The sequence below is a fragment of the Candidatus Uabimicrobium amorphum genome (genome assembly GCF_009002475.1).
Classification (GTDB): domain Bacteria; phylum Planctomycetota; class Uabimicrobiia; order Uabimicrobiales; family Uabimicrobiaceae; genus Uabimicrobium; species Uabimicrobium amorphum.
The window spans coordinates 9,139,182-9,162,205 of sequence record NZ_AP019860.1 but is presented as its reverse complement, the minus strand read 5'-3'; the positions used below and the strand labels follow the sequence as shown (position 1 = coordinate 9,162,205).

The following is a 23,024-nucleotide window of genomic DNA, read 5'->3' as shown; positions in this document are numbered from 1 at the left end:
CCCCGTTTTTACGGGGATACAACAATTTTGGTATGCTAGTTTAACAATCGCAGCGTCTTCGTAATCAACGACTTGAGTTCTTCGTCTTTTGTTCTTTCTAGGTTGGTATTCAAATACTTTTTATAGCGTTGCAAAACGTTTAGCGTGCGTGGCGTTGGATCTAGTTTAAGTAGAGCGTAGATCGCCGCTATTTTCACCTGTGGAACGCTGTCGCGTAATCTTTCCTGTACTCTTCCGATAGATCCCATAAATTTTTGCTTTTCTATCAACAACACCGCACGGTAACGAATGTCTTTATTGTTATCAAGTGTCGCAATACCAATCATATCTTCCATTGGTGAAAGATCTTCTTCGGTCGAAAATGACGCGTTGATAACAGCACTACGCATTTCGCGACTTTGGCTACGCAAACGGCGTTTGAACACATTGATAATACTTTCTTCACCACTGTAAATCTTTCCTAGAGATGAGATAGCCGCAACACGCATTTCGCGACTTTCCTTGTTATCTCCTGCAACAGAAACCAAAGCGGAAACCGCGTTCTTTTCTTTCATCATCCCCAAGCGCTTGATAGCACGTATTCTTAGTCTTGGGTCCTTACCGTAAAGCACATGGTTGATTTCTTGAATGCTAGAGAATTGTCTTTGAGGCTTCTCATTCTTGCGGATGGCTTTGCTAAAGTCTACTTCCTCTTTTTTTGGCCCTTCGGCTTCCGGTTTTTCTTGGTTTTTCTCTGCTGTCGGAACACGATCGTCTTTCACTTCATCACTAGATTCTTTTGCACTTTTCTTTTGCTCGCGTTCGGCCTTTGCTTCCGCTTCTCTTATCTTCGCCGCTTTTTCTACTGCCACTTTCCAAGTTTTGAAATTCTTAACGAATGTTCGTTCTTTCTTGTTAACACCTCCGAAAAAAGTCTTAGCAATACCACCATTCCCTGTTCGCGAAAAGTTGTTACGTGCACGATTAAGTTGCCGACGTAAACTATGGTACTCTTCTTCGTTCCACTTCGCGTTGGGGGGATAGTCTGCGAGGAGTTGCTCTTCCTCTTGTGTCAAAGTAAGTTCTTGTTTGAGACGTTCTTCCGCAGCAACTCTATCGCGTTCCGCTTGTTGTTCTGCTTCGACCTTTCGTTGCTTGGCAAGTTCTTTTCGTTTCTCACGGCGCTCCACTTGTACATCGCGATAATCTTTGGCCACTTCACTGAGTTTCTTGACCACCTTATCACGTGCATCGTATCCTCTTTGAATAACAATGATCATCTTCACGTCACCATAGGGAATATATAGATGCCCAGGAGAATTTTTTACATACCACAAGCGAATACCGAGATTGCGTTTACTTGAACGTATCGACCGACTCTTCTTTTTCATTAAGTCATTCACGATTTTGCGATTTTGATTTTTAAGAACCACATACGCGCCATAACTTTGTTTTTCTAAAAATATTGCATTTCGCGCAACGCCCTTAATCGAAGATCCATTTTTTAATTTCACTTCGACCAACCAGTCATTCTTACCTTGTTGCTGCGCAAAAATACACGCCGTGCTAAAAACAATCATTAACAAAATCTGGATATTTTTCATTTTTCAACTCACTTTGCTATATTACAAACGCCACGCATTCCACAACTTCCACCGCGCCCTTCGGGGTTGCGGCACCTACGTGCTGTTGTTCGTAAAAACTTTTTCCCTGTATACCATGAACCACCACGTAAAACTTTTCCAATGTCTCCTTTACTCGGATCAATTTTTGTAGCATCTTGCTTACTTGGACCTTTGGGATTTTTGCTCGGAGACTTGGCATAGTAACTTTCGCCATACCAATCTTTACACCATTCCCAAACATTACCCGCCATGTCCAGACAACCATAGGGAGATGCCCCTTTAGAGAAGCTTCCTACACGCGAAGTTGACTTTTGCCCACGATTTCTTCCATAGTGAGGTTCTTCATTGTAATTTGCCAGCCATGTTCCATTCTCATCCGGCAAAGAATTTCCCCAGGGATATGTTCTTTTGGCATAAGGGTTTTTCTGTTGTTGTGTCTCATCTCCGTCTAACCAAATTCCCCCTTTTGCCCCTTTTTCCCATTGTGCCTCGGTAGCCAGTATTTTACCTGCCCAGATACAATAAGCTTTCGCGTCTAACCAACTAATGTTGACCACAGGGTGCTCTTCGTAAATTCCCCATTTGGGAGGTGCAGGCTTTGTATGACCTGTGGCATCGCAAAACATGAGAAATTGGCGCCATGTTGTTAGGTATTTGTCTATAAAAAATCCATCGAGATAAACGCGATGCTCGGGTTTTTCGATCTGTCCAGAAGCCTCATCATTGCCCATAATAAACTCTCCACCGGGAATGTAAACAAGTAGAGATTCGTCTTTTTCACAGATGATGTGATTGTCATCAAACCAATGAAAACCGTTTGGCAATTTAATTTGCATTTGTAAATCAGATAGCCCATTTTCTGCTTTAAGAGCCTGAGATTGCTCTAAAATTACTTCAAAGTCTGATGTTTTTAGGTGCACATCTTCTTTTTCTACTTCGGGTTCGTCTTTCATCGCCAAAGATGATGCGACATAATCGGCAATATCTGCAGGTGGAACTTCAATAACTTGCGTTTCTTCTTCAAAAACAACTTCGCTAACTTTCGAATCTTGCTCCTCGTTCTCGGTATCAAGTTCTTGCTCCGCAACTTCGGTGTTCGCGTCTTGCTCTTCCATTTCGACACTTGGTTGTTGTTCGTCTATATGGGAATCATCGTTTGCGCTACCATCTTCCACTTCATCAACTTCATCCAACTCGTCGTCTGTTGCTTCTACCTCAACATCTTCACTACTGCGTTTGACAGAAGAAGGTATCATTTGCACAAGACTGTCTTTCACCGTATTTATTTTCTCCAAAAGCAGCATCCAACTTTCATTCTCCTCTGCTTGAAGAACTTTTTGTAATGTGGCGTAGATATCTTGTTTTGTTTGCACATCGCTCTCTAACTTATATCTTTGAACCAAATCAATAATGAAATCAAGGCTTTTTTGAAAATTGCTATGGCCTGTCGCACTCGAAAAAATTTCTTCCAGAGATTTCTGTTGTTGCTCTTTTTCCAACTGCAGCACACGTTCTAGCTCTTCTCTTTCGACAAGCCCTTGGTCAAAGCCCTCTTGCAATACACGCGCTGCCTGAGAATAGTTTTTTGTCTTCTCATATTTCGCGACATACTTTTCGATATATTCTCGTAAGGCATCTTGTATGTCCTCAAGCATTTCACCGGCATGTTGGTAACGATCTTCTTGTTTTTTGGCAAGCGTTTTATCGAGTATTTTACCAATGCAAGGCGCAACGCCGTCAACGGCAGGACATCGAAGCCCCAAATCCAATATTTTTTCCATACAGTCGATGCGTTTATTTTCATAACATACTTCGGTAATTTTTCCAAAAGGAGGATGTCCGGTCAGCATTTCATAAAAAAGAACGCCCAAAGCATAAACATCTGCTCGTGCATCGGGACGACCGCGTAAATCTAGCTGTTCAGGCGCCATATAAAGAAGCGTTCCATGAGGACCAAGTATATTAGTGGCACTGCGGCCAAAACGTGCCAGTCCAAAGTCTAAAACAACAGGCTTATCTTCTCGAAAACAAATATTTTCAGGTTTTATATCCAGGTGCCAAATAGGTTTTGATTGGGTATGTGCGTGAGCAATTGAGTCGGTTATGTGATATAGAAGTTTCAGTGATCGCAAAGAGGAAATGGGGGCTTCCCGGTTTATGTATGCGCGCAAAGTCTCCCCTTGAATAAACTCCATTGTATACCAGGGAATCTCCGCGTGAATATCCGCGTCTAAAATCCCGACAATTCCAGGGTGACTGAGTTGTTGCAGTGCTTTGACTTCTTCTTTAAACTGCGCAAGAAGGACATCTCCCGAATCGGAAAAAGGTGCTTTTATTAGTATATTCTCGTGCTTAACATTATAAACAGCACCCATTCCGCCAACATTAAATTGTTTGTCTATCACATAATTCTTAACTATATCCCCTTCGTGAAAAGGTGGCTTCCCCATGAATATACTCCAGTATGTGTAGGACTATGTTGCTTTTGTGTAGTATTTACAAATTATAACTTAGGGATTGTAGGAAATCCTTGTTTGATTATAGCATATCGGCTACTTATTGACAAGAGCGCTCTTCTTTAGAATACGTTCCTAAAAACTACAACTTCAAACCGTATTTTTTTACTTTATAGCGCAGAGAACGAAAAGAAAGGTTCAGTAATTTTGCTGCTTGAGTTAAGTTACCATTCGTTTTTGCCAAAGCTTCTTTTATGTAAAAACACTCCACCTTTGTCAACTGATCTTCGAGGTCAAAACCGTCCTCGATGAGTTCCGGCAAAGAATTGTCCAAACTTTTTTCGCGATGTATTTCCAAATCTTCTTTGTGAATGATGTCTCCCTCGCACAAAACCACCGTGCGTTGAATAACGTTACTCAGCTCGCGAACATTGCCTGGCCAATCATAATCGTGCAATAATTGCATTGCTTGAGGTGAAAACTGTGTGACATTTTTGTTATTGTTACTTGCATACAAAGCAAGAAAATAACCGGCAAGAAGAGGTATGTCTTCTTTGCGATCTCTCAATGCTGGTACTTGAATAGGGATAACGTTTAGTCGGTAGAAAAGATCTTCGCGAAACTCTCCTCTTTTTACCATCTCTTGTAGGTTACGGTTTGTTGCCGTGATAAAGCGCACGTCTGCTTTTTGAGCTTTTACGCCACCAATAGGCATAAACTCGCGATTTTCCAAAACACGCAGTAATTTAACTTGCGTAGAGAGAAGCATTTCTCCCACTTCATCAAGAAACAATGAACCGTCATTTGCTACTTCGACAAGACCTTTTTTGTTTTGCACAGCGCCGGTAAATGCCCCCTGGACATGTCCAAATAACTCAGACTCTAACAGATTCTCGACCAAGGAACCGCAATTGATCGATATAAAAACTTGCTCTTGCCGCGAAGAAAAATTATGTATGGCCCGCGCCACCAACTCTTTACCAACACCACTTTCTCCATGAATAAGTACCGTAGCGTCCGTAGGGGCGACTCGCTGAATCAAATTCTTGAGCTTTTGCATTTGTGGGGAGTTGCCAATTATCTTGGAATCTTTTTCACGTTCCGATTCCGTAAGCTCTAGTTGGCGGATACCACGCCGTACGATGTTCACAATGTTATCGTTGTCAAATGGCTTACGTATATAGTTAAAAGCTCCCAAACGCATCGCTTCAACAGCAATCTGCCAATTCGAAAATGCGGTAATCACCACAATAATCATATTGGGATAGCGCTGCTTTATTTTTTTCAACAACTCTAAGCCATCGATATCTGGTAATTTTAAGTCTTGAATTACCAACCCAAAACTTTCATTCTCTAAAAGCTCCAGGGCACTCTCACCGGTTTGCGCCGTTTTTGTGTAAAAATTTCTCTCTTCTAACACATACGACAAAATTTGACATATGCTTTTTTCATCATCGACAATTAGTATCTTGTTCATAGTAACTAGTTTTCCACAGGAAAAAAAACAACAAAATCAGTACCTTTTCCCAAGGTACTTTTGACATAATAAGCTGCACGATGTGATTCTAAAATTTGTTGTACAATGGCCAAACCAATACCACTCCCCCCTGACTTCGTTGTAAAAAAAGGTTTGAAAATCTTGGTCGTTAGCTTCGGATCAATGCCCTTACCTTTATCGCAAAATGAAACCTGAATGCCCGCCGTTTCCTCTTCATAATGAAAGCCATGAAGTGTGCGATGTGTGTCACAAAAATCACCAAAAACACATGGTTTTGCCATCACTTCAATCAAATTGCTATTTTGATTTTCTTGTGCTTCTATCGAATTAATACCTAAATTGTAAAATAACTGTTTTAAATGCCCAGAATCTCCTTTGATAAGGAGCTCTTCTTCTCTCTGTACTTGTATTTGAGTATATTGGTCTCGTTGATTTAGTAGCAAAACGACTTCTTCTAAAATATTTCCTACTTCGCATATTTGAAAATTCGGTTGGCGTAGTTTAGAAAAACGCAGAAAATCATCCACGATGCTGTTAATTCGCTGCGATTCTTTTACCATAATATCAAATAAAATTTTGGCACTGTCTTCACTCGAAAACTTACGTTGTAACTCTTGACTTGCTCCAAGAATAGATGCCAAAGGATTGCGAATTTCATGTGCGATCATCGTCGCAGTTTCGTTGACAATGGATAGACGTTCTGCAACTTTTATCGTCGCTTCCATGCGTTTTTGCAGAGAAATGTCTTTCAGAATCACAATCGATGCTTTGGCTTTATTTATGGTAATAGGTGTAATGTCAACTCTCAAGGGAATCTTTTTGTTCGCATACTCCCAGGTAACTTGATACTCCAAAGCACGATGCATAAGTATACCTTTGAGTAAATTGAGGTGAATATCATAGTTCAGTAGCTTTAAAATCGAATCATTGCTGTAATTTTTGGAAAAAGATAAACCAAGCATTTTTTTTGCCCTCTGGTTTATATAATTCACACAATTCTTGTTATCCACCACTAAAACACCATCCACCAAATGCTCTAAGATTTCCTTGTGTAATATTCTTTCTCGGTAACGAATATCTGTAAGACGCCCACTAAAGAACGCGATGAGGTAAAACGAAATTCCTTGAGCAAATAAGTACGCACGGCAAAAATTTAAATCGTTTTCTTGAGGAAAGGAAATCGGTGGAAAAATATTAAATATAGGAAGATAAGAGGAATGAAGAATGCTGATGTAGTATATGATGACACTAATCGAAATACCGGTAATGGCAAACGAAGCGCAAAAAATACTGACGCGTAACGAAACAAACAAGCCCGCATACAAAACCGAAACAAAATAGAGGATGACAAAAGCAGATAAAATTCCACCTGTTACGTATACAAGGATTGTTTCAATAAAGAGATCTGTCATGATCTGCACAATGGCAAATAACGACCAAGAATGGCGTACATATGGTGTTACGATTAAGAACAAAACATTGATAATCAGAGCCGCGGTGAGCACAAAAATATTCAGCGTGTTTACTTTTTGTCCATAGTCGAGAAAAAAATGCGCAATAAGACACAAAGCGACAATAACAAAGCGGAATAAAATTAGCCAGTAGATTCGAGTTTTCGTAATAGAGTTGCTGTGCATTTCCATAGATGTATTCATGTATTGTAGAATTTTCGCTGTTTTCAGGACGTTTTCAAACCACTAGGCAACTGTTGCATCAATAACACGCGGTAGCCATCCTATAGAGGTGGATGGCTACATGGTGAAATTCCGCTATTAACCACCGCGAGCGAGCTGTTCCTGTAGTTTAAAGATCGGTAAGAATACCGCCAAAACGATCCCACCTACAATAAATCCCATAACGCCGATCATCAACGGTTCGATCAAAGAAGTAAGCGTTTCTACAGATGCAGAAACCTGCTGATCGTAAAATTCAGAGATTTTTTCCAATAGGGATTCCAGTGCCCCTGCGCGTTCTCCAATGGCGATCATCTTGGTAACCATGGGCGGAAATACCCAAAAATCCGACAATGGATCGGCAAGAGATTCCCCTTGTTTTACGTTATTCATTGATGCGCGTACCGCGTCTTCAATGATGGTATTTCCCGAGGTTTGACCTACGATTTCTAACGAACCAAGAATGGGTACACCACTACGTATTAGCGTTGCAAATGTTCTTGTAAATCTTGAAATCGCTACCTTCTGAAACAGCGGACCGAATACCGGTGATTTGAGTTTTACGAAGTCAAAATGCCTACGTCCTTGTTTTGTGGCGGCGTAAACTTTGAGAAATACAGAAAACCCAATAAGTCCTCCACCGAGTTCTAACCAATACAACTGGAGAAAATCGGAAAGTTCAAGAAGACCTACTGTAATTCCAGGTAAATCAACACCTAATGATACGAAAATTTCTTTAAATTTTGGTATGATACCTACTAAAAGAAAACCAGTGATACCAAAAATCATCGCCAGTGAAATAACAGGGTATGTCATCGCACTCTTAATTTCTCTGCGTAACTTCGCAGTTGCTTCTTGATATTCAGCCAATCTTGTCAAAATAACATCTAACTGACCACTAGCCTCCCCAGCTTTCACCATACTAACATATATCTTCGGGAAAATCTTTAGGTGTGCTGCGAGAGCTGTAGATAAGTCACTACCTGAACGTACGCGGTCAACAACGTCACCCAAAACTTTTGCAAAACCTTGGTTGGCCTGTTGGTCCTGGAGTATCTCCAAACTTTCGAGAAGAGGAATACCGGCAGATATCATTGTCGATAACTGACGTGTAAAAATTACCATTTCATCGAGTTTGACTTTAACTTTGGCTTCGCCAAACTCCATTTGCAGCAAACCCTTTTTTTGTTCAATCGTGATAACAATAAGCTGTTTCTGTCGCAATTGAATGACGACATCCTCACGGCTAGCGGCATTCATTTGACCTTTGAGCTCTTGGCCGCTATTATCTTGTGCTACATAATTATAGACAGGCATGCTTCTTTACCTTTCCTACCTCATTAAAATCTATTTATTCCATTTCATAAACTGTCGATGCAGATCTTCAGGATCTGTACTTCGTAATAGAGCTTCGTCTTTGGTAACTAATTTCTTGTCTACTAAATCGAATAAGGATTGGTTCATCGTCGTCATTCCAAACTTTCCACCTGTTTGGATAAGACCTTTTATCTGTTCAATTCTTTTTTCACGAATCATATTGCGTAACGCTGGTGTAGCAATCATAATTTCTGAAGCAAGTACACGTCCTCTACCAGAAACATGAGGCAAGAGTTGTTGGCAAAAAACTCCCTGAAGTACAAAAGAGAGCTGTGTAAGTATTTGTGCTTGTTGGTATGCAGGAAATACGTCAACAATACGGTTGATAGTTTGCGGACAGTCAGTGGTGTGAAGTGTCGCAAAAGTTAAGTGCCCTGTTTCCGCAACAGTTAGCGCCGCTTCAATTGTTTCCAAATCGCGCATTTCCCCTACAAGAACAATGTCGGGATCTTGACGCAACACAGTACGTAGTGCATACTTAAAACCATGAGTATCTCCACCAATTTCTCGCTGATTTACTAAGCAAGCTTTGTTCGGGTGGACAAATTCAATAGGGTCTTCAATCGTCATAATATGTTCTGCACGAGTCTCATTAATGTGGTTGATCATAGAGGCAAGAGTAGTTGATTTACCACTACCTGTAGCACCAGTAACCAGTACCAAACCTTTTGGCAGTGCGCATAATCTTTTGCAAACGTTTTCAGGTAAACCGAGATCTTTGAAAGTCAATATTTCATACGGAATAACCCGCAAAACTCCGCCTACAGCTCCACGTTGTAAAAAAACATTCGTACGAAAACGACCTAAACCTTGGATACCAAATGATAAATCCAGCTCCCAATCTTTTTCAAAACGAGCAATTTGTTCGTCATCAAGGATCGCATACATTAATCTTTGTGTCGTTTCTGGATCAAGCACATCATAATCTGTCTCCACCAACTCACCATCTATACGAACACGTGGCTTTGATCCAGCAGATAAATGAAGGTCTGATCCACCTTTTTCTACGAGAACTTGTGTTAATTCTTCAATGCTAGAAGGAAGCATCGCCTATCCCTTTTTAAATTTTTTTTGGAAATATACTTATTTTTGGGCGTCGTTACATCGCACGTAACAACGCCCAAAAAATTACTTTTCTTGTTCTGCTTTTGCTTTTGCAATTATTTTTTCTTGCAAATTACTTGGAACCACATCATAGTGCGAAAACTCCATCGTAAAAGAACCTTCTGCACCGGTAATCGCTTTCAAATCAGCAGAGTAAGTTAGCATTTCAGCTAAAGGTACATGCGCTTCAACTACTTGGAACTTACCTTCCGCATCACTACCCACTATGCGACCACGACGCGTATTCAAATCTCCCATAATGTCTCCCATGTAGTCTTGAGGTACAAAGATTTTTACATGTTCAACGGGTTCGAGAAGTACAGGTTTTGATTGCATAAAAGCTTCCTGAAAAGCTTTAGAGCCAGCTATTTGAAAAGCAGCATCAGAGGAGTCTACATCGTGTGTTTTGCCATCGTAAAGAGTTACGCGCACGTCCACAATGTGATATCCAGCAAGAATACCTTTCTCCATGGTTGCGATCATACCTTTTTCCGTAGACGCGATATAAGGAGATGGTATTACCCCACCAACGATCTTGTTCACAAAGTCAAACTTCTCGCCGCGCTCCGTAGGTTCCATTTTGATCGCAACTTCGCCAAACTGACCACTACCACCACTTTGTTTTTTGTGTCGGTAACGAGAGTCAGATTTTCCGGTGATGGTTTCACGGTATGCAATCTTAGGTAATTTTTTCGTACACTCTACCTTAAAACGTGTTTTCAAACGATTAAGTATAATGTCAAGGTGCAAGTTACTCATACCTGAAACCACAAGCTCTGATGTTTCATCGTCTCTGCGCATAACAAACGTAGGGTCTTCTTCCACAATTTTATTCAGTGCGGCAGAAATTTTCTGTTCGTCACCACGACTCTTTGGTTCTACAGCAAGAGGAACCATCGGTGTCGGATACGTAACTTTCGGAAACACTAGCTTACTTTTGTCAACAGATAGCGTATCACCATCTTGTATATTTTCAACTTTAGCAACGGCAACAATTTCACCAGCAACAGCTTCGTCGACTTGTTTTTGGTCTTTACCAAAGGTTTTCAAAAGCTGTCCTATACGTTCTGTGCCTTCTGTATTGGTCACGTAAATAGACGATGCGGACTTTAAAGTTCCGCTAAAAATTCGGAAATAAGAAACTCTTCCAAATGGGTCGTTAAAAATTTTGAATACTTGCGCAGAAAATTCGCCATCAGCAGAGGCTTCCACTGTTTTTGCTTCGCCATTTTCTTCCGCTTCTCTTGCAGCAGCATCTGCTGGAGAAGGACATAAAAGATCAATGCACGACATAAATTCTTTTACGCCGATGTTTTTTGTAGGGCAGACCACAACTATCGGGAAAATTTCTCCGCTAAGAACAACTTTACGAAATTGTTTTTTAAGATCATCGATAGGTATTTCTTCGCCTTCGAAATACTTACTCAACATTTCATCGTCTGTTTCCACAACTGCTTCAATAAGTTGTTCTTTGTACGTTGCTACTTTCTCATTGTCACTGGTCAATACGCTATACACTTCAGTTAACGCGTCACCATCTCCTGAAGGTATAATAAATGGCCGACATTTTTCTCCCAAGTCTTGTTGAATCTGGGAAACTGTATCGTCAAAACTGACATTTTCACCATCGAGTTTTGTCACAACGACAAGAGAAGCGACACCTTTTTTGCGGCTTTCTTCCCATCCTCTACGCGTATTAACAGTTACTCCATCAGCTGCAGAAACAACACAAACAGATGTTTCTACTACGTTTAAAGCACTAATAGCACTGTGTATAAAATCTTGATAGCCAGAAGTATCGATAAAGGTGATTTCTTTATCGTTCCATGAAAATTGAGCAAGAGCAGAATCAATACTTCCGCCTCGATCTTTTTCATCGGGAAGATAATCCATTATCCCCGCGGGAAGTCTGGTAGCTAGACCAGCCTCCATGAGAACAGCTTCACATAAAGTGGTTTTACCAGATCCACCATGTCCCACGAAGACGAGATTTCTCAAACTGCTTGTGTCATTTTTTGCCATAAGTTTTAATCCCATATGTTTGTGTTTATTTTATAGTAAATGTAACAGATTCTAACTTTTTAGGCTCTAGTTTTACAAAACGCAAGTAACAGATTTTAGAGCTTTACTTCGCAGATGTGCACTTCACTTTGCATATGGGTAAATTTTATTATGGTGACACATCCTCAGGAAGGAGAGTTCTTGCCCCGAACATACTATTTAGTTTGTTAAGAGCTCTGTAACTTTGCTCAAAGATTGGTCTCCGTTTTAACAAAAGCCAAAAATTCAAGATTCATGACTCCATTTTGCTTATGTTTCCGAAGCTCCCATGGAATGCCGATTGATGTACCTAACTTGTAGTAGTTGGTACGATATGGGATTCAGCTAAGGTATACAGCAAATCTACTAAAAGTAGGTGTTCATTTGATAACAGAGAAAGTTCGTATAAATCTTTCTTTTTTACGGACAACAATGCTATGTGCCAAGGTTTTACAATAAAAGCAGTAAATTTTAGGTTTCGTAGCTTATCCTAAAAAGACAGAACACACACAAGATAGTTCTTGTAGGTATTCACCTACGTTTGTTTGTATAGAGTGCTTTTCTTTACTTTTCAACCTTTTCCATACAATGGTTTCGTGATTTATTTTTACATAAAACGCGTTTTTTTGCAATAGTTATTTTATTACGCGCATAAACACACAAGAAGTTATAGAATTACAAGAAGATAAAAAACTTCAATACTTTGGCGAAGGTCGTGCTATTGTGGTGATAATTGTGGGAATAACAATGTTGTTAAGTTTAGAAGTGCTTACAGGAAGGTATTTGGCGGGCATCGCATTCACGACACCCGCAATGATTTGTAGAATTTTGGCTATTCGTCGTCGCTATCGTCAAGACCTAAATCAATCGTCAATTCACGATTTTGTTGCGGCTTCCTTGGTTGTTTATCAGGTGAAGAAGGAAATGTCATTGCCGCACCGCTTACGTCCAAATCATCCACCACCATCTCTACATCCGAATCTTCGTCGTCATAAGAGTCACTTGTGTTCACAGGCATCGTCATTTCTTGTCCGCCTCCCACAACAAGTTCGGCATCCGAATCGTCTTCATCGTTGTCGGTGTCGTCTAGTCCCAGGTTGATGGTCATTTCTCGTCCTGCTGCTGGTTGCGACGGTGTTATCTGCGGTGTGGGTGTCATTGCTGAAGAAGGTGCCATTGCCGCACCACTTACATCCAAATCGTCGACCACCATCTCTACATCCGAATCTTCATCATCATAGGAGTTACTTGTATGCACAGGCATCGTCATTTCTTGCCCACCACCCACTTGCGGTGTCGTTGCGTGAGAAGGAGTCATTGCCGCACCACTTACATCCAGATCGTCGACCACCATCTCGACATCCGAATCTTCGTCGTCGTAGGAGTTGCTGGTATGCACAGGCATCGTCATTTCTTGCCCACCGCCTACTTGCGCAGCCATATCGACCACAAGTTCCGCATCCGAGTCGTCTTCGTCGTTATCGGTGTCGTCTAGTCCCAGGTTTATCGTCATTTCCCGCCCTGCCGCTGGTTGCGACGGCGTTATCTGCGGTGTAGGAGTCATTGCCGGCGAAGGTACCATTGCCGCACCACTTACATCCAGATTGTCGACCACCATCTCTACATCAGAGTCTTCATCGTCGTAGGAGTTGCTTGTGTGTACAGGCATCGTCATTTCTTGCCCACCGCCTACTTGTGCTGCCATATCAACCACAAGTTCCGCATCCGAGTCGTCTTCGTCGTTGTCGGTGTCGTCTAGTCCTAGGTTTATCGTCATTTCCCGCCCTGCCGCTGGTTGCGACGGCGTTATTTGCGGTGTAGGATCTATTACCAAAGCGCTTCCGACATCGAGATTTTCCACCACCATTTCGCTATCGGAATCCTCCTCATCGTATGAGGCATTTGTATAAACAGGCATTGTCATTTCTTGCCCACCGCCCACTTGTGGTGCTACATCTACGACGAGTTCCGCATCTGAATCATCTTCATCAGCGTCATCCAACCCCAGATTTATAGTCATTTCTTGCCCTGCGGCAACAGAGCCATCCGGTGTCGTTTCAACAACAAGCTCCGTATTAGAATCATCTTCCGCAAAGTCGTGTCCATGATCCTCTAAATTCATGGTGACTTCTGCAGCAACCAACTCACCATCATCATGTCCGTCATCTAGCCCTAAATCAATCGTTACTTCTTTACCAAGAACAGGAAGAACATCATCTTCATCGTCTTCTTCGTCTTCGTCATCCGTTCCGAGATTAATCGTTACTTCCGGACCTCCCATATCTGGTATGTGTAAATCATCTACAGCTAAGGCACTATCAAGATCATCATCCGCACTGGTGGCCAACATAACTTCGTTGTTGTCTTCACTAGCACTGACAACTATTCCTTCGTTATTTGCGGTAGCAGCGGTAGCTTCGATAGGGTTGTCATCATCTTCATCAAGTTCGATGGTAACTTCGGGGGCGTTAGCAGCGGCTTGTTTCTGAGCTTCATACTCTTCTTTTGACACTCCTTTGAGTACTTTTCGACTGTCAAGAGAAGTTGTCGTTTTCTTTTCTTTTTCCACCAAGTCGCGAATACTTTTCGTCTTTGTTTGACCTGGCATAGGAACAATTACAGCTGTCGAACACGTTTTACACTTAAACCGCTTACCCACATCTTCTTGACTTACTCTGTACATTGTACGGCATTTACTACAGTGCACAATACGTTGTTTACTTGATTCTTTAATGATTTTTAACTCATGATTGGTAATAACTTTATTCTTAATCATGAAGACTTCGACACTGATACGAGGGTCTTTTTTACGCAGATCATCAAGTTCATCAAGAAGTCTCTGCATTTCTGCTTTAGAAATAAGGTCTTTGGAAGCAAGTAATTTCGCAAATTCAATATCTTTTTGTGTAGGCACGGTTCTCTACTTTCTTTAAGAAAAGAATAATGAGGATTTGTGGGGCTTTACACTTATACTCTAAATTTTAGTACCCATCCCAAGGTTTATTATAGCCACACCTATAAGCGTAGTTTTTATTAGGACACAATCTTAGTAAGGATTATTACCATAAGAAAAAATTCGCTCCATCATTATGAAGGATTTCCCCTGTGTCTTTTCAGAAATTTTTAATTTTAATATAAAAAAATTATGATATTCTAGGGCATATTTAAATTATGTAATTATAGTATAACTTTTCTGCAAATAAAATCTATTTTCTTAAAATTCTACAAAAATATCATATACTTCTTTCAGATACTAAACAGAAAACGATTTTACGAAAACAAAAAAATATGAAAATAGCCATCGAAGTACAAAAACTGCACAAGCACTATGAGTCATTCCACGCTTTAAAAGGTATTGATTTAAGTGTTCATCACGGGGAAATTTTTGGTTTCCTAGGCCCCAACGGTGCAGGAAAAACAACGACAATACGTTGCTTGCTAGATCTTATTCGCCCAAGTAGTGGAACGGTGAGAATATTTGACATCGATCCGCAACAGAATAGCGTAAATGTAAAAAAATTCATTGGTTATTTACCGGGAGAACTCAATTTAGATGATCGCTTAACCGCCAGACAATCGCTGTCACTATTTGCTGCTCTTCGCAACCATCAAGCGGACTGGAAATGGATTGAAGAACATGCAAATAAACTCAAATTGAGACTAGACACAAAAATTAAAAACTTCTCCAAAGGAAATAAACAAAAAGTTGGTATTATTCAAGCGTTTATGCACCAACCACGACTACTCATACTCGACGAACCAACAAGTGGTTTAGATCCTCTTATGCAAAAACAAGTATTGCAAATGGTAACCGCGGCAAAAAATAATGGTGCCACAGTGTTCTTTTCTTCTCACATTCTCAGCGAAGTAGAAGAAGTAAGTGACCGCGTAGCAATCATTCGCGATGGTGTAATTATTGATACCGCAGTCGTGCAAAACTTAATTGCCAAAAACGTACGTTGCGTAACAATCACGTGTGAAAAACAAATAGATGTTGACGGCTTACTAAACAAATTACCCCACTTAAAACTATTAGAAAATAAACAAAATACTATTGTGTTGCAGGTAGAAAAAGAACTAGCAAAAGTAATTGACTATTGTTCACCGTATACAATAAAAGACTTTGTGACCAAAGAGCCTTCTTTAGAAGAAATATTTTTAACATACTACACTAGCTAAAGGGATACTATGCTACCAATATTTAATCACAACTTTAGACGCTTAGTACCACAAATATTTGGCTGGGGCATCGGCTTGGCCTTTTACTGTGCTGTTGTCTTATGCTTTTTCCATATAGTTTCGGACAACGCCAACGAAATTCAAAAATTAATAGAAAGTCTTCCCAAAGCTCTCACTTCATTGGTTGGAGACCTGGACAAGTTCAATACTCCCGAAGGTTACATGAGCATAAGAATTTTCACCATTTTTCCCATTCTTCTAGGTATATTCGCAATTATTTGTGGATCCGGGCTATTACTGCGCGATGAAGAACAGGGTTTTCTAGACCTCATGATGGGGTATCCCATTAGTCGCCGTCAAATATTTTTTGCCAGACTTAGCTCTCTTATTGTTGCCATAATGGGAATACTACTCATCGTCTGGTTAGGCATTGCCATTGGTATATGGGTTTCAGACTTGCAAGTGTCGGTATGGAAAATTTTCTTTCCTCTCACCTCGCTATTTGCCATTTTATGTTGCTTTACAGCTCTTAGTCTTCTACTTAGTATGTTGCTACCATCACGAATTGCGGCAACCATGACCAGTGGGCTAATCATGCTCATCGCACAAATGATTGCCAACCTCGCCAAATTAAGTTCTACACTACAACCAGTAGCTGTTTTTTCTCCCTTTGAGTATTACCAGGGAATAAAAGCACTGGAACGATTCGACTTGGGACATTTCATACTTCTCATCGCCATCGCAATTGTTTTTACCATAATGGCTTTCTTGCAATTTAAAAAACGCGATATTCGCGTTGCTGGCGAAGGGGATATGAATTGGACAAAGTTCACTTTAGCAACAGTAACCACTTTGTTCATTTTTGTTTATACGCTCATCTCTCTCACACGAGACGTCTCACAAATAACCCCACGTAATTGTTTCAAAACAACCACGGTAAGTATTGAAGAAAAAAATTGGAAAAGCCTCACAAAGTGCATTAGTGAACAAACCAAAAAAGAGTGGTGTGCCGCCGCTCTGTTACGCGGATCTTTCGTAGCATTAGATGTCGGCGACAAGGGAGCAATACGCATGTGGCAAAACTCTGACCAACGTTTGGAGATAGGAAATGTTGAGCAGAACGGCACGCAACAGCAAGTTATGCAATCGCTTATTCAAATGCAAATAGCTGTGGCAAATGTGGACCTAAAAGTATTGCGTAGAAATTTAGAAATTATTCTTCGCTATCCCAACAAGCTATTTCTTACAACAGACGAAGTAGAAAAACTCGCCAGCGCTGTCAAAAGTAAAGATGCGTTCATTCAAGCTGTTTTACGTGCGACCAGTAACTTACGACAATTTGAAAATTACAGTGCAATAGAAAATATCAAATTGAAAGAGACAACTGCCACAGCAATTGCCATCACAAATTATGGACAAAAAGTTCCGATCTCTTTCACTAAAAATAAAACCAAATGGCACATTCACCTTCCTGCGCTCGATTTTGAAGCGAGTATACCCGCTGACAAAAAATCAAGCGAAGACAACTTGGGAGACTACATGCTATACGAAAATATTGTTTACGACACAAAGCATCAACTTCTACTAGACGCTTACATTCCGCAAAATTCTCAAAATAATCCAGGAATTTTACTCGTGCATGGCGGGGGATGGCGTACGGGAGATAAAGAACAATTAGCAAAATACGCACACTTTTTAGCCAGCAACAATTTTGCGTGTTTTGCAATTAGCTATCGTTTAGCCCCACAAAATATGTTTCCCGCACAAATAAATGATTGCCGCACCGCCTTAACGTGGTTGAAAAAAAATGCCACAAGCTACAAAGTAGACATAAACAATGTAGGTGCTGTAGGCTACTCAGCAGGGGGACACTTGGTTTCACTTTTGGCAACCACCAATGAAAAATCAGATTTAAAACTTCGTGTGGTAGTTGCAGGAGGAGCTCCGACAGACTTTAGCACATTGAGCGACGAAGTAACTACTTTTCGCTACTTGTTTGGAGATATTCCCTCCAAGGCGAAAAATTTATACAACTTAGCATCTCCGGTGGTACAGGCATCGAAACAAACGTGTCCCATAGGTTTCTTCCATGGACAAGAAGATATGCTCGTTTCTCTCGATGGTCCACTAACTCCCGTAAAACTCCATAAAAAACTACAAAAATTACAGGTGGCTACAGAATTGGAAACCATTGCCACAACGGGACACTTTGAGGCAATCTATCATCAAAAATCTCTTGACTTCACTTTGCGATTTTTGCAAAAACACTTAGGTAACCGCTAAGGAGATATCAATGGTTGGCCCGAAACATGTGAGAGACGCCATGGCAAATCTTGCCAAAAATTTTCATCAACATGTAGAGAGTTACAAAAAGGAAAAACAGGCGCAATTTGCCCAAGGCCAAACAACGGAACTTCAAAAAGAATTAGAAAGTATCCATGGCTACTTAGACCTCTATTATTCCGACAATGGCTCTCGCGTTTGTGATACTGCTGAGAATATAGCTTTTCAACAACAAAAAATATCGATACTTCAGCAAATTCTGTCAAAAAACAGTGGAAATGAGTAAATGATGGCAAAAAACCCGCAAAAAATAATCGAGAAAATACGCGAGTGTATTATGCAATATCCTGAAGTTGAAGAAAGCTCGGCATGTACGCGAATTTCTTTTAAGGTGCGTAAGAAAGGTGTGGTATTTGTCAGCGAAAAAAACTACGACATTATGGTGAAACTTGACAAATCGCAGCAACAAGTTGCAAAACTACAACAAAAACATCCGCAGAACTATCATATTGGTAAGCATGGCTGGGTTACTATTGTATTTGAAGGCGAAAGCGCACCTTCTTTCACCACAATGAAGAAATGGATCGATGAGAGTTACCGAATTTTGGCACCCAAGAAACTAGTTGCCACATTAGAAAACTAATACAACATTTATAGTGTGGCCGTGAATTTAAATTTTCACGGCCACAATTTATATTAACGGCTTACTTTTAGAGTACTTGTCCAGGTGTGACCATTTCCACGACACAACCAGTTATAAGACTTAACTGTTGGTCCTGACCATGGATCCATAACATAGGATGTACTTCCCGACAAACCTTTGCACACAACAAAGTGTCCGCCACCATTGTCCCATCCCCAACGTACAACAACAGGTCTTCCCGAATTGATTTCCGCTTGTAGGGCATTGTAACTTAGTCGGCTATTAACCCCAGAACTACGTAGTCCCCATGTGGAAAGTAGCTCGCGAATTCCTTTGCGATATGGGTTATTGGTAACGCCCCACAGCCAATTCCAAATATTGAGACCTCTTGTACCTTCCTGAGCGATTCTCTCTTGAGCTACATTTTTACCAAAATAATTGAAAATAGCCTCACTACAGCCTGCCCAACACCACTGGTTATATTTTTGGTAGCGCTGTGGTAAATTCAACACTTGACGCGTAGCATTAAAAGCCGCAGCATCTTCAACAGGTAGAACTTCGTATTCACGTTGCTGCATATTTTTTTGAACTTCTTGCCACAAGTTTTCCGCTACTTGATCAAGAGCACTTACATAGTGGTAATCTATCGCTTGCTTGGCGTGTAGTTCAATAACGGTAAGATTTTCTTTATTAAGTTGTGGTATGTGAAAAAAATATTGGCGTGCTTGGTAAGAAACAATGACTTGTGGCTCGAAACCGCGTTCATTTGCCCAAGTCTTTTGTATATTTTGCAATTGTGACGCTAAAAGAACGTTACCCAAGGATACTGCTTGCCATTTTTCATCGACCTTAGCCACACTTAAAATGGCAATATTTTTTTCTGCAGAAACGATGGCAAAATACCATGTATCGGTGTCCTGAGAGATAGACGCTACAGTATCTTCATTTGTATAAGCGCGTAATTTTTCAGGTACGATAGCTTTTAGCTGAAAAGACATACCAAGAGAACAGTTTGCTAACTGTTCCTTACTGGAAAAACCATATTCATCTAACATTGAATCAGGTATGGAGTTTAGGAAAAATCCCATTCCTTCCTGTGCAGCTTTTTCTGCCTCCTGCGGTGCAGCACAGACAAAAACCATGGCAAAAAGCGCCAGGAAAAATATCTTTTTGTATAGCTTCATAAATATCTCCCCTAATTTGTCGAATATTCCTAAACATTCGACTTGTGTATAATAATTAAAAACTCTGCCTATAAGTACATATGCTTATATAATAACAAATCACATAAATCATGTCATTAACCATTTTTGAAACCATAGTACCATGTTCTGCCATAGATCATCCCAGTCACTTTCACGCATAAAGTGTTCGGATTCAGGATATTCAATGTATCGATGTTTATCTTTTGCATAAAACTCCCGTAAATGTTGATGCAGTTCTCGAGCATCGTGTGCAGGAACGGAGGTATCTTTACCTGCATTGAGAGACATTAGTGGTGTTGGAAAAAAACATTTGTGATGTAAATGCGGACTATAAGGATTATTACCTTTCCATTTGGGGCTACCGAGAATAGACACCGCTGCTTTGAATTTCGGATACTCAACAAGAGCACGATAGGTAATAAATCCCCCCATAGAAATACCCGTAACACCAACCTTGGCATTGTGTATCAAGTCGCGTTTTTGCAATTCTTCAATAAGAATAGGTACTTCCTGAGCCGTTTCGAGAACGGCTTGTTGAAAATCTTGCTCTAAATTTGTATTTTTCGTCGAAAACCGCGTGTCAAAATCTTCATATTTTCGTTCCCCGTGACCAACATTATCAATTCCTACAACCAAAAAACCATGTTGCGCAAGATTTTCGAGGTCGTGTAACTGAACATCTTTTGAAGCTCCCAATCCATGAAAAAACAAAATAGTACCATTTCTCACAGCTTTTTTTATTTCATCCTTATAAAGAAAAACACAAGGAGTATTTTGTAAGTGTTGACGTTGTGTGTGTATCATTATTGTGTAATTTGTCCTTCGCGAAATAAACGGTTCATCTCTTTAAAACAGGAATGATTTTTGTCTCTTGCCCATTCAAAACCAACAGATTCGTGATTCGTAATGCTAGCACCTTCTCTTTGCATTCTTTGTAAGGCATGATGGCGATATTCTTCTCCACGTCCACTGATACATTCCCAACACAAATGCGTCTCCACACCACGCTGGATTAATTCAACTACAGTTTGCATAACGCAAATATGTGCTTCAATTCCCGCAATCACAACTTGTTGCTCTTCTAGCGCAACATCCGGCCTTGCAGATTGTAGCAAAGAGTAAAACTGCTCGTCACCACAACAGCCAAAACTATCTTTTTCCATGTGCATTTTTTCTGTCGTTAAACCTTCATAAACAGACAATACTTCAGGATGCGTTTTTCCTAAGCCTTTTGGGTATTGTTCGGTGATGATAACCGGTACTTTAAATATGTCCGCTAACTTCATCAAACGTATTGTGGACGCAATCACCAAATTAGGGCGATAAATCATATCCATCAATTTTCCCTGTAGATCAATCACCACTACAATGCTACGATTCACATCGAGTAATCCCATCATTCTCTCCAAAAAAATAAGAAATATTTACTGAAACATCTGTGCGATGTACACTATAAAATAAACCACAATTTTATAATAGACATTCAAAAATAGCAAATGTGGGTATACAAATCGTATTGAAAACCTTATAAAAAACGGGGTGCTGTATGAAAAAGATCTGTTTATTTTTAGTAGTTTTGTGTTGCATTTGTGCAGACAAATATCCTCCTTACGAAGATATTGCTGATAATGCTGCGAAGTATTACAAAAAAAACGTCGCATTTACTTTTGGTTTCGCAGGAGTACGATCCAAAGTTTCTGGAGCAATGAAACGCAGAGGATTCCGCGACAGTCAATATAGTCAGTTGTATGCAAATGATGTCAAGTTGGCGTTACTCATCACCAAAAATGGAAGTGCATGGAGAACAATAGAGTCCATGAGCAAAGGGACGAAGTTACTATGTAGCGGAAAAGTAAAACGCCTGAATGCGCGCTCAGGAGGCGACTTTTACTATCTAGAGATTGCTGCGATTAAACAATTAGAGTCGGAAGAAGATTCGACATCTGAGCAAGAAACAACGATTGAGGCGATAGCAAAATCTCCGGAAGAATTTGTGGATCGAGAAATAGAAACAAAAGATACCTTTATCCGCATAGTAAATTTTCAAAAAATTGATCGTGAAAAATACAAACGAGTACAATGTACATCAAAAATGATTATCGTTTTTCCCAACAGCAACAAGAGTATTGAAAATGCGCTTCGAAAAATATCAAAAAGAACCCCTATTCGTATTTTTGGAAGTATAAAGGAAGTGAAAATAAAGAAAAAAGATCGTCACGTACTTATTGTCAGTAAAATCGAATCGACAATCAAGGCAATAGAAAACAAAGCTCTACCTAAAAATGAATTTCGTAGACGTGGACGTCGACGCGGTAGAAACTAATCTTTCGTTAGTAATGCCCTCTTCATGGAAAATAGTCCACAGAGGGCATCAAAATCCGATAAGTATTATCTCCCACTTAGCCACCTCCCCCAACCAAAAGTAGACTATAAACTACAAAAACGAGTATTTCCCTCACAAAAATTCATCTTTGTTTTTTGCACCTCAAAAGCCTGCAAGCCTTTTAAAAAAAAGGCAACAGAACTAAAACTCTATTTACCAAAATACAAAAACAAAAACTTTTTTCATTTTCCACTTGCAAAACTGTAGCCTATATATTACATTTAGAAGTACATATGTGGAATATATTTGGTTTTGTTTTGTAGCATTAAAGACCATAAAGATTTAGAGTGGAGCTATTTGTCCTACTACGACCTAGATATACACCATGATTTTGGACAAATAGCATCGCTTGTTCAGCAACTTGATATTCATCTTTGAAGAACAAGCAAAAATCTAGACACAGAATGAAACGCCTGTTGCGTTGACCTCTGTGTCTACTCCTCAAAATAACATTCAGTTCAAAAGCGGTAGAATAAAGTCAACAAAATTAAGCTCATTACCCAACGATTAGCCAGCAAACAGCTGGCTATTTTTTTTGCTCACCCCCCTTTCAAACCAAGAAAAAATGAATCAGATAAA

16 protein-coding genes are annotated in these 23,024 nt (G+C 40.1%); 5 read left to right on the top strand and 11 right to left on the bottom strand.

The annotated features are described in order from the left end of the window. Window positions 1-35: 35 nt before the first annotated feature. The 8 genes from UABAM_RS32220 to UABAM_RS32185 form a co-directional block, all read right to left on the bottom strand. Window positions 36-1,583 (bottom strand): HEAT repeat domain-containing protein, encoded by a 1,548-nt coding sequence (locus UABAM_RS32220; protein WP_151972296.1) that lies wholly within the window; start codon window positions 1,581-1,583, stop codon window positions 36-38. Window positions 1,584-1,591: 8 nt separating this feature from the next. Beyond that, window positions 1,592-4,054: a bifunctional serine/threonine-protein kinase/formylglycine-generating enzyme family protein gene (locus UABAM_RS32215; RefSeq protein ID WP_151972294.1), complete on the bottom strand. Its 2,463-nt coding sequence runs from the start codon at window positions 4,052-4,054 to the stop codon at window positions 1,592-1,594. Window positions 4,055-4,202: 148 nt separating this feature from the next. Then, on the bottom strand, window positions 4,203-5,537 hold the full coding sequence (locus tag UABAM_RS32210; RefSeq protein ID WP_151972292.1) for a sigma-54-dependent transcriptional regulator: 1,335 nt from the start codon (window positions 5,535-5,537) through the stop codon (window positions 4,203-4,205). Between the two features lie 5 nt (window positions 5,538-5,542). After that, entirely contained in the window at window positions 5,543-7,201 is a 1,659-nt protein-coding gene (locus UABAM_RS32205) for a two-component system sensor histidine kinase NtrB (RefSeq protein WP_173013703.1), read from the bottom strand. Window positions 7,202-7,330: 129 nt separating this feature from the next. After that, window positions 7,331-8,548: a type II secretion system F family protein gene (locus tag UABAM_RS32200; protein ID WP_151972288.1), complete on the bottom strand. Its 1,218-nt coding sequence runs from the start codon at window positions 8,546-8,548 to the stop codon at window positions 7,331-7,333. Window positions 8,549-8,578: 30 nt separating this feature from the next. Next, window positions 8,579-9,655, bottom strand: coding sequence for a type IV pilus twitching motility protein PilT (locus UABAM_RS32195; protein WP_151972286.1), 1,077 nt, complete (start codon window positions 9,653-9,655; stop codon window positions 8,579-8,581). Window positions 9,656-9,736: 81 nt separating this feature from the next. Next, window positions 9,737-11,734 (bottom strand): elongation factor G, encoded by a 1,998-nt coding sequence (gene fusA / locus UABAM_RS32190; RefSeq protein ID WP_173013702.1) that lies wholly within the window; start codon window positions 11,732-11,734, stop codon window positions 9,737-9,739. An 850-nt stretch (window positions 11,735-12,584) separates the two neighbouring features. Continuing rightward, window positions 12,585-14,666 (bottom strand): hypothetical protein, encoded by a 2,082-nt coding sequence (locus UABAM_RS32185; protein ID WP_151972282.1) that lies wholly within the window; start codon window positions 14,664-14,666, stop codon window positions 12,585-12,587. Window positions 14,667-15,040: 374 nt separating this feature from the next. Here UABAM_RS32185 and UABAM_RS32180 point away from each other — a divergent pair, with 374 nt between their 5' ends. The 4 genes from UABAM_RS32180 to UABAM_RS32165 are packed head-to-tail and all read left to right on the top strand — an operon-like array spanning window position 15,041 to window position 18,857. Then, window positions 15,041-15,931, top strand: coding sequence for an ABC transporter ATP-binding protein (locus UABAM_RS32180; RefSeq protein ID WP_151972280.1), 891 nt, complete (start codon window positions 15,041-15,043; stop codon window positions 15,929-15,931). A gap of 9 nt (window positions 15,932-15,940) precedes the next feature. After that, complete coding sequence (locus tag UABAM_RS32175) at window positions 15,941-18,214, top strand: alpha/beta hydrolase fold domain-containing protein (protein WP_151972278.1); 2,274 nt, start codon at window positions 15,941-15,943, stop codon at window positions 18,212-18,214. A gap of 10 nt (window positions 18,215-18,224) precedes the next feature. After that, the gene (locus tag UABAM_RS32170; RefSeq protein ID WP_151972276.1) at window positions 18,225-18,500 is read left to right on the top strand and encodes a hypothetical protein; all 276 of its coding nucleotides are present in this window, start codon (window positions 18,225-18,227) and stop codon (window positions 18,498-18,500) included. Next, on the top strand, window positions 18,501-18,857 hold the full coding sequence (locus UABAM_RS32165) for an MmcQ/YjbR family DNA-binding protein (protein WP_151972274.1): 357 nt from the start codon (window positions 18,501-18,503) through the stop codon (window positions 18,855-18,857). It begins immediately after the preceding gene. 53 nt (window positions 18,858-18,910) lie between these two features. Here UABAM_RS32165 and UABAM_RS32160 read toward each other — a convergent pair whose 3' ends face one another. From UABAM_RS32160 to UABAM_RS32150, 3 genes are all read right to left on the bottom strand, one after another. Next, the gene (locus UABAM_RS32160; protein WP_151972272.1) at window positions 18,911-20,041 is read right to left on the bottom strand and encodes a papain-like cysteine protease family protein; all 1,131 of its coding nucleotides are present in this window, start codon (window positions 20,039-20,041) and stop codon (window positions 18,911-18,913) included. A 108-nt stretch (window positions 20,042-20,149) separates the two neighbouring features. Next, window positions 20,150-20,866, bottom strand: a complete 717-nt coding sequence (locus UABAM_RS32155) for an alpha/beta hydrolase family protein (protein ID WP_151972270.1) — start codon at window positions 20,864-20,866, stop codon at window positions 20,150-20,152. Then, entirely contained in the window at window positions 20,866-21,462 is a 597-nt protein-coding gene (locus tag UABAM_RS32150) for an isochorismatase family protein (RefSeq protein ID WP_151972268.1), read from the bottom strand. Before UABAM_RS32150 ends, UABAM_RS32155 begins: the two co-directional genes overlap by 1 nt. Window positions 21,463-21,608: 146 nt before the next feature. Between UABAM_RS32150 and UABAM_RS32145 the strand changes: the two genes are divergently transcribed. Beyond that, window positions 21,609-22,385 carry a hypothetical protein gene (locus UABAM_RS32145; protein WP_151972266.1) on the top strand — a complete coding sequence of 259 codons (777 nt, stop codon included), beginning with the start codon at window positions 21,609-21,611 and terminating at the stop codon, window positions 22,383-22,385. Window positions 22,386-23,024 lie beyond the last annotated feature (639 nt).

What these genes read in the sequence shown, in the direction of transcription:
- UABAM_RS32215 (WP_151972294.1), bottom strand. Translation starts at nt 4,054, where the DNA reads ATGGGGAAGCCACCTTTTCACGAAGGGGATATAGTTAAGAATTATGTG.
- UABAM_RS32220 (WP_151972296.1), bottom strand. Translation starts at nt 1,583, where the DNA reads ATGAAAAATATCCAGATTTTGTTAATGATTGTTTTTAGCACGGCGTGT.
- UABAM_RS32180 (WP_151972280.1), top strand. Translation starts at nt 15,041, where the DNA reads ATGAAAATAGCCATCGAAGTACAAAAACTGCACAAGCACTATGAGTCA.
- UABAM_RS32150 (WP_151972268.1), bottom strand. Translation starts at nt 21,462, where the DNA reads ATGATGGGATTACTCGATGTGAATCGTAGCATTGTAGTGGTGATTGAT.
- UABAM_RS32200 (WP_151972288.1), bottom strand. Translation starts at nt 8,548, where the DNA reads ATGCCTGTCTATAATTATGTAGCACAAGATAATAGCGGCCAAGAGCTC.
- UABAM_RS32170 (WP_151972276.1), top strand. Translation starts at nt 18,225, where the DNA reads ATGGTTGGCCCGAAACATGTGAGAGACGCCATGGCAAATCTTGCCAAA.
- UABAM_RS32205 (WP_173013703.1), bottom strand. Translation starts at nt 7,201, where the DNA reads ATGGAAATGCACAGCAACTCTATTACGAAAACTCGAATCTACTGGCTA.
- UABAM_RS32175 (WP_151972278.1), top strand. Translation starts at nt 15,941, where the DNA reads ATGCTACCAATATTTAATCACAACTTTAGACGCTTAGTACCACAAATA.
- UABAM_RS32165 (WP_151972274.1), top strand. Translation starts at nt 18,501, where the DNA reads ATGATGGCAAAAAACCCGCAAAAAATAATCGAGAAAATACGCGAGTGT.
- fusA (WP_173013702.1), bottom strand. Translation starts at nt 11,734, where the DNA reads ATGGCAAAAAATGACACAAGCAGTTTGAGAAATCTCGTCTTCGTGGGA.
- UABAM_RS32155 (WP_151972270.1), bottom strand. Translation starts at nt 20,866, where the DNA reads ATGATACACACACAACGTCAACACTTACAAAATACTCCTTGTGTTTTT.
- UABAM_RS32210 (WP_151972292.1), bottom strand. Translation starts at nt 5,537, where the DNA reads ATGAACAAGATACTAATTGTCGATGATGAAAAAAGCATATGTCAAATT.
- UABAM_RS32145 (WP_151972266.1), top strand. Translation starts at nt 21,609, where the DNA reads ATGAAAAAGATCTGTTTATTTTTAGTAGTTTTGTGTTGCATTTGTGCA.
- UABAM_RS32160 (WP_151972272.1), bottom strand. Translation starts at nt 20,041, where the DNA reads ATGAAGCTATACAAAAAGATATTTTTCCTGGCGCTTTTTGCCATGGTT.
- UABAM_RS32195 (WP_151972286.1), bottom strand. Translation starts at nt 9,655, where the DNA reads ATGCTTCCTTCTAGCATTGAAGAATTAACACAAGTTCTCGTAGAAAAA.